The organism is Alcanivorax sp. (assembly GCF_051117345.1).
In the GTDB taxonomy this organism is placed as follows: Bacteria; Pseudomonadota; Gammaproteobacteria; order Pseudomonadales; family Alcanivoracaceae; genus Alcanivorax.
In genome coordinates this window covers 1-6809 of record NZ_JBNPEC010000159.1, presented here as the reverse complement: position 1 = coordinate 6809, position 6809 = coordinate 1, and the positions used below count along the sequence as shown (strand labels likewise).

At 55.0% G+C, this 6809-nt stretch carries 8 protein-coding genes; 2 read left to right on the top strand and 6 right to left on the bottom strand.

Features of this window, described 5'->3' with window-relative positions; all coding sequences use genetic code 11:
* From ACFE0K_RS10525 to ACFE0K_RS10510, 4 genes are all read right to left on the bottom strand, one after another.
* Positions 1 to 826 (bottom strand): pilus assembly protein N-terminal domain-containing protein (locus ACFE0K_RS10525; protein WP_434536019.1); only part of this gene is annotated, 826 nt, incomplete at its 3' end.
* Between the two features lie 26 nt (positions 827 to 852).
* Positions 853 to 1695, bottom strand: coding sequence for a Flp pilus assembly protein CpaB (gene cpaB, locus ACFE0K_RS10520; RefSeq protein ID WP_434536018.1), 843 nt, complete (start codon positions 1693 to 1695; stop codon positions 853 to 855).
* Between the two features lie 73 nt (positions 1696 to 1768).
* Entirely contained in the window at positions 1769 to 2269 is a 501-nt protein-coding gene (locus ACFE0K_RS10515) for an A24 family peptidase (protein WP_434536017.1), read from the bottom strand.
* A 52-nt stretch (positions 2270 to 2321) separates the two neighbouring features.
* The gene (locus ACFE0K_RS10510) at positions 2322 to 2600 is read right to left on the bottom strand and encodes a Flp family type IVb pilin (RefSeq protein WP_434536016.1); all 279 of its coding nucleotides are present in this window, start codon (positions 2598 to 2600) and stop codon (positions 2322 to 2324) included.
* 445 nt (positions 2601 to 3045) lie between these two features.
* Between ACFE0K_RS10510 and ACFE0K_RS10505 the strand changes: the two genes are divergently transcribed.
* Both ACFE0K_RS10505 and ACFE0K_RS10500 read left to right on the top strand, forming a co-directional pair.
* Positions 3046 to 3657 (top strand): TetR/AcrR family transcriptional regulator, encoded by a 612-nt coding sequence (locus ACFE0K_RS10505; RefSeq protein ID WP_434536015.1) that lies wholly within the window; start codon positions 3046 to 3048, stop codon positions 3655 to 3657.
* A 106-nt stretch (positions 3658 to 3763) separates the two neighbouring features.
* A complete protein-coding gene (locus ACFE0K_RS10500) occupies positions 3764 to 4399 on the top strand; it encodes an endonuclease (protein ID WP_434536014.1) in 636 nt (211 codons plus the stop codon).
* Positions 4400 to 4586: 187 nt separating this feature from the next.
* Here ACFE0K_RS10500 and ACFE0K_RS10495 read toward each other — a convergent pair whose 3' ends face one another.
* Together ACFE0K_RS10495 and ACFE0K_RS10490 are read right to left on the bottom strand one after the other, a co-directional pair.
* Entirely contained in the window at positions 4587 to 6362 is a 1776-nt protein-coding gene (locus tag ACFE0K_RS10495) for an acyl-CoA dehydrogenase C-terminal domain-containing protein (protein WP_434536013.1), read from the bottom strand.
* A gap of 198 nt (positions 6363 to 6560) precedes the next feature.
* Positions 6561 to 6809, bottom strand: a 249-nt coding sequence (locus ACFE0K_RS10490) for a YbaN family protein (RefSeq protein WP_434536012.1), incomplete at its 5' end; no start/stop codon positions are given.

The window sequence follows — 6809 nt, the reverse complement described above, 5'->3', positions numbered from 1 at the left end:
GGAAACGCGCATCTGTAGCGGACTGAGCATTACGATTGGTTTTTGCCACCACTTCGCGAAGCCCTTCCATGTCCAGTGCATCAAGCCGCACACTGATTCCGTTATTACCGAAGCTGGTGGAGGCTGGATCGGTAAAGACGGATGACAAGAAGGGAATATTATTGGGCGCGATACCCGTGGCTGTGGCCAGGGTCTTGACCCCATCCTGGTTAAACGCCTGCAGGCTGACACCCAACTCCTGGAGAGACGTCCTCTTGATCTCGGCGATACGCACTTCCAGCATCACCTGGGTGCCACCACCCACTTCCAGCATGTTGACCACCTTCTCCTTAGGGGCAAAGCTGCGCGCCACAGACAAGGCCTGCTCCATAGCCATTACGCTGGATGCCTTGCCAGAGAGTATTACTTGATCATTGGCGCCCCGGATCTGGATCTCGTCTTCTTCCGGCATCAATTCATAGATACGACGCTTCATCTGGCCCATGTCATAACCGACAATCACATCCATCAGCGCCACCAGATTGCGATTCTTGTCGCGAAACGCCAGGTTGGTATGGCCCGGTTTCATCCCCAGAATCAGCACATGCCGGGATGACAGAAGCTTGATATCCGCGATTTCCGGATTACCAATAACAACCTGATCCAATGGCGACGGCGAGTAGATCATTTGGGATTTCCCCAGCGACAGCGACAGCTCCTCTTTCTGTAAACCATCACTGAACTGCAGCTCGTAACCTTCTACCGCATGAACGCTTGATACCATCGCCATCATCAGTGTCGCTAACACACACATTGACCAGCCTGATATCCGAATTTCAGTATGCATCTTCATTCTCCTTCCTCCCTGGAATCCTATTGCGCGCCGGCTGGTGCAGGCGTTTTCTGCCGAACTTCACCTTCCTTCACCGTCTGGTTTTCCACTTCCAGACCACGAATCACTTCAACCTGCGGTTTGGGAGGCGCACGCCGAACACGGCGAACCACTTTGGTTTCCCGGGCCGGCTCCTCTGTCAGAAGATCCTTGTAGGTCACCAATTCGGTCTCGACAATGGATGCGTCGAACTCGTTTCTCAGCAACAGATTCAGGTCACCCGTTTTGGCGGCCAGAACAATACGCTGGCCATCAAAAGGGGCGACCAGAATAGTGATAGCATTGACCACTTTGGGCTCGGTATCGGTTTCGCTGGAGCGCTGGTCGATCCCCAGCACTTTGGCATTTTGCAAAATCACCTGCGTCACCGGTTTTTTGTCAGAACGCCCGAACGTGGTGGTGTGAAGCACGTCGATATAATCACCCGGCATCACAAAACCACCCGCCCCGGTTATTTCATTCACCGACAACGTCAAGGCACGCTTGTCTTCAGGGATTTTGGCAGGCAAGCCACCTCTAGCACCGTACGGCGAGAGCTTGTATTTCAGAATCGGCTCACCCTTGATCGCCTGGGTCAAAATAAGCGGAGGCTTGTCCTGGAGCAGTGCAGACTTGGTACGAAACGCCCCCTCAGGAACGCTGGATTCCGGCCAATCCACCACATTAAGCAGCACCTCATCCAGCCGGGTTCCACTGTTCAGGTCTGCAGCCGCCACTACCACCGGCACGGTGGCAATGGTTCGCATATCCGCTCGGCTGCTCACTTCTCGTTGTAGAAACTGGTTCACCAGATAGACCGTTAGCCCACCCAGAATAATGGCCACCAGAAGAATCAATAGCGGTCGCAACTGCATGAGGAATCTCCTTTTCCGTCCCTTCCCGTATCACCTACTGTCATTACGGTAGCGGCGATATACCTGAAACTGTGAGTACCGCTCCGGCAGCGATGGCCACCGCATACGGTAATTTTGCCTGACTGCCGTCCTGCTCAATTTCATCGGCAGGGACACCTCGTACCACTGCAAACAATCGTTTTCCTGTTTGTCGAAACGCCCCTTTCACAACAATCGCCAGTACCGCCAGCACAAGGCCGCACAACGCTGTATTCAGTAATAATTCAGGAACCAGAGAGAGCCCGGCTATCAGAGCAACCAGCGCCAGCAACTTCACGTCACCTGCGCCCAGCCAGCCCAATAACCAGAAAATAAAAACCGAGAGAAAGACAATTCCTGCGGCAGCAAGATGCGAGGGCAACACGGAGGCACCTTGTACGAGAAATAGAACGACAGGAATAACAAGAATAAAAATTGCGATAAGACGATTCGGGATTCGCCTTTCGGTGATGTCGTAGTACACCGCCGGCATCAATAGGGATAAGGTCAGAACAAGAGTCACCATTTCCGGATCACCTCCTCTGCCCGCCTTGCGGCGGGCAGAGTTTCTGGATCAGTTATTCAGCATTTGCAGCGGTCAGTTCTGTGTTAACGGTTTCGAAGGATGTGTTCACCTCCTGACCGATAAGAACAATCGTTGCAATAGCGACCACGGAAATCAGAGCGACCAGGATTGCGTATTCCACCATGGTGGCCCCGTCTTCTTCTTTGATGAATTGCATAAACAGCTGTTTCATGACTTGTCCTCCAGACATCAAACTTTCCTTTAGTGAGCCGCCTGTAAAATATGTCAGCTTTGCAAAGCTGGTCACATAAACAATGCGGACATACATCATTTGGCGCTTGCATCACGGGCAAAGGTATTTGTTTGCTGTGTGGCGGATTAATCTTTCTGTAACCTGTTTCTGCTAGGAAAAATGAATACCGTTCCTCCCCTGTATTTTTTCATTACAAATCAATTAATTAGCTTATACCCCAAATGAGTTAAAGCAGGAAAAATACGGCAAGCCATTGAATTCCCTGATAAATAGGAAATGTTAATATACGACTTTCGTTGTAAGCCATATCGTAACCACAGAACGCCAGACTCATTACGAACAAGGTTCTCTGCATAAAACGCCTAGTTTTATATACTTTTATATTCTTCCAGAGCCTTCTCACACCGCGCCATATCGACTTTTAAAGGCGGATTTTGCATTGTTCTGCAAAGCAAAAAGGCAACAAATTGCCCAAAAGTGTCCTGTTCAGTACCCTTAATAAAACGGCAACAGACCAACAATCATGAGTCAGCCCCTCAGTCAGCGCGGCCAGAAACGCCGCCAGGCCATTCTGGACGCTGCCACGAACACCTTCCTTCTGCACGGCTATGAAGGCACCACTCTGGACATGATCATCACCCAGGCTGGCGGCTCGCGACGCAGTCTCTATGACTATTTTGGCGACAAACAGGGACTGTTCGGCGCAGTAATTCGTTATCACGCCGACAAGCTGGTCGAAGCAGTGCGCTCAATTGATGTGATTGGCATGTCTGCCCGAGACGGGCTGACAATGCTGGCAAAGAACTTTGTGTTCGCCTTGCTGGAGCCGGTCAATCTGGAGCTGTACCGACTGCTGATCACCCAGGCGCCGGCCTTTCCGGATCTGGGACGCACGGTCTACCAGGCCGGCCCAGAACTGCTACTTGGCGAGCTGGAGCAGTATTTGAAACACCTGCAGCGAGAAGGGCAACTGCCTGCCACGCTACCTACCCCGCATACCGCCCGTCAGTTCCTGGGCATGGTGAAGGCAGAGTTCCAGCTGTGCGCCCTGCTGGCACCAGAGCAATTGCCATCGAGAAGTGCGATCAGCGCACATATTCAGGACTGTGTTACTTTTTTGTTAGACAACCGCTAGTCCCGCCATTGGCACCGCTCATCACCCCGGTATACATTATGGTTAGCTGTCACTCTGGCTTTGGGGGCTAAGATGGCAAGAGCAGACATGTGACGGGGCTCACAATATGAATAAGTTTTCACTGGTTCTGCTGGCATCTTTTTTGCCTGTAGCCACCAGCTATGGCGATACGCCCGAGAAGCAATTTCTCAAGCAGGTGTACGCCAACGGCGGCAAAACGCTGTATTGCCAGGAAGCTTTCCAGCCTGATGACCGAGTTTCTTTAGAACACATCTATGACGAGCGTCGGCTTGCGCAACATTTCGGCTGCCGAACCAGCCGCCTGTGCCAGAGCAATCCGCAGTTTGTTGACGCCTTACGGGACCGCCACAGCCTGTTTCCTGTCACCCGGCACGCCGAACTGGACCGGCGCCGGACCCTGTTTGGCGACCTGCCTGCCACCACAGCCACGGATCCTCAGTGTGGTTACAAGCAGGCCTTTCAGGTGTTCGAGCCGCCACAGTCCGCCAAGGGCGATGTGGCCAGGGCCATGCTGTATCTATACGACAAATATGACATCCCCTTACTGGGCACACTGGAGATGTACCAGCGCTGGCACAGGGCTGATCCAGTGGATGATGAGGAACGTCGCCGTAACAACGTGATCGAACAGGTGCAGGGGGATCGCAATCTTTTTATCGATGAACCGGATCGCGCGGACTCACTGCAAGGCAGCTCGCCGTTGAATATGCAGTTTCCGTAACCAGCGACAAGCCGCAAGCTTCAAGCTACAACACGAAGGCAGGTGGTCGATTACTGCAATGCCGGGCTCCGCGCTGAACTTCTCACACAAAAAAACCGCACCCGAAAGGGTAGCGGTTTTTTTGTAGCTTGTAGCTTGTAGCTTGTAGCTTGTAGCTTGTAGCTCGTAGCTCGTAGCTCGTAGCTATTTAGAACAACTCACCGTCCAGACCCATCATGGTATCCGCGCCACTCTTGATCTGGGCGAACAAGGCATGCGCTTTGGGCAGGACGCGCTGGAAGTAGTACTGGCAGGTGATGCGCTTGGCCTTGGCGAAGTCGTCATCACGACCGTCGGTGGCCGCCAGCATCTGCGCCCACAGCCAGGCGTAGAGCACATAGCCGAACAGATCCAGGTACTCCACCGCAGCAGCGCTGATGGCATCCGGGTTGTTGCCCGCCTGGGACAGCAACTCGTCGGTGGCGTCCTTGAGCAGGGTCAATGCCGCTCGCAGCTCGCTGCTGATAGCAGCCAGTTGGCCGTTAGCGCTGTTTTCCTCAACCCATGCTTGGGCATCGGCCAGGAACGCGTCCACGGACTTGCCGCCGTTACGGGCCACTTTACGGCCCGCCAGGTCCAGGGCCTGAATGCCGTTGGTGCCTTCATAGATCTGGGAAATCCGGCAATCGCGCACGAACTGCTCCATGCCCCACTCACGGATATAGCCGTGGCCACCGAACACTTGCTGCCCGGTGATAGTGGTGTCCAAGCCGCGGTCGGTGAAGAAGGCCTTGGCCACCGGCGTCAGCAATGCCACCCGGTCTTCCGCCTTTTTCTTGGCATCCGCGTCTTCGCTGAACTTGGCGGTATCCAGTTGCATGCCCACGTAGGCGGCCAACGCACGGCCCCCTTCGTTGATGGCGCGCATGTTCATCAGCATGCGGCGCACGTCGCCGTGCACGATGATCGGGTCCGCCGGTCCGTTGGGGTTTTTCACGCCGGTGGCGCTGCGACCCTGCAGACGCTCGCGGGCATAGTCCACCGCGCTCTGATAGCTCACTTCACCCAGGCCCAGGCCCTGCAGGCCGATGGAAAGGCGCTCGTAGTTCATCATGGTGAACATGCAGGCCAGTCCCTGATTCGGCTCGCCGATGATCCAGCCCTTGGCGTCGTCGAAGTTCATTACGCAGGTGGCAGAGCCCTTGATGCCCATCTTGTGCTCGATGGAGCCACAGGTGGCGCCGTTGCGCTCGCCCGCGTTGTTGTCCGCGTCGGGCAGGAATTTGGGCACCAGGAACAGGGAAATGCCCTTGGAGCCAGCCGGGGCATCCGGCAGCTTCGCCAGCACCAGGTGAATATGGTTGCTGGTCATGTCGTGCTCACCACCTGTGATGAAAATCTTGGTACCGGTGATGTTGAAGGAGCCGTCGTCGTTGGGCTCGGCCTTGGTACGCAGAATACCCAGGTCGGTGCCGGAATGCGGCTCGGTCAGGCACATGGTGCCGCTCCACTCACCGCTGTAGAGCTTGGGCAGATACTGCTCTTTCAGTTCCTGGCTGGCGTGGGCATCGATGGCCAGGCAAGCGCCGCTGGTGAGCGCAGGGTACAGGGCGAAGGAGGAACAGGCGCTGTGCATCATTTCCTCGAACAGCACCGCCAGGGACTTGGGCATGCCCTGACCACCGAATTCCGGGTTACCGGAAAACGCGCTCCAGCCATTTTCCGCAAAGGTCTTGAAGGCATCCTTGAAACCATCCGGGGTAGTCACTTCACCGTCGTTCCAGGTGCAGCCCTGCTCGTCACCGTTACGGTTCAACGGAAACAGCAGGCCTTCGGTCATCTTGCCCGCTTCTTCCAGAATGGCGTCGGACAGGTCGCGGGTTACCTCGGCGGTGGCAGGCATGGAGGCCCACAGCTGATCCGCTTTGAACACATCGTTGAGAACAAAACGCATGTCCTCGAGGGGCGCTTTATAGGTCGCCATTTGCACATCTCCCGAAAGTTGGCAGGGCGCAAATTTTAGGCAGGCAAGGCGTCAGGTAACAGGGTTATTTGTGACCCGCCGTTCATGGGCCTACGCCGTTAACGCAAGAATCACGCTTTGTGGGTCAAATTGGGAACATATAGGGCTGTTTGCGTATATTTGCCTTCATTTGCGCCGTATTCGAATAAACCCTTGTGCCTATTCAATTGGCTCCGGTCGGCGCCACATCCACAGCAATACCACGCACAGGAACAGCGGCACACCGATTTTCAGGTAATTCGGGGCCGAGGACAGGCTGATCAAGCCGATGCTGATCAGCATCATGGTGGAGGCGGCGCACTTGGCGCGGCGGGGAATAGCTCGCTGTTCACGCCACTGACGGATATGGCCGCCGTGACGGGGGTGATGCAACAACCAGTGCTCAAGCTGTGGCCAGCCATGACTGCC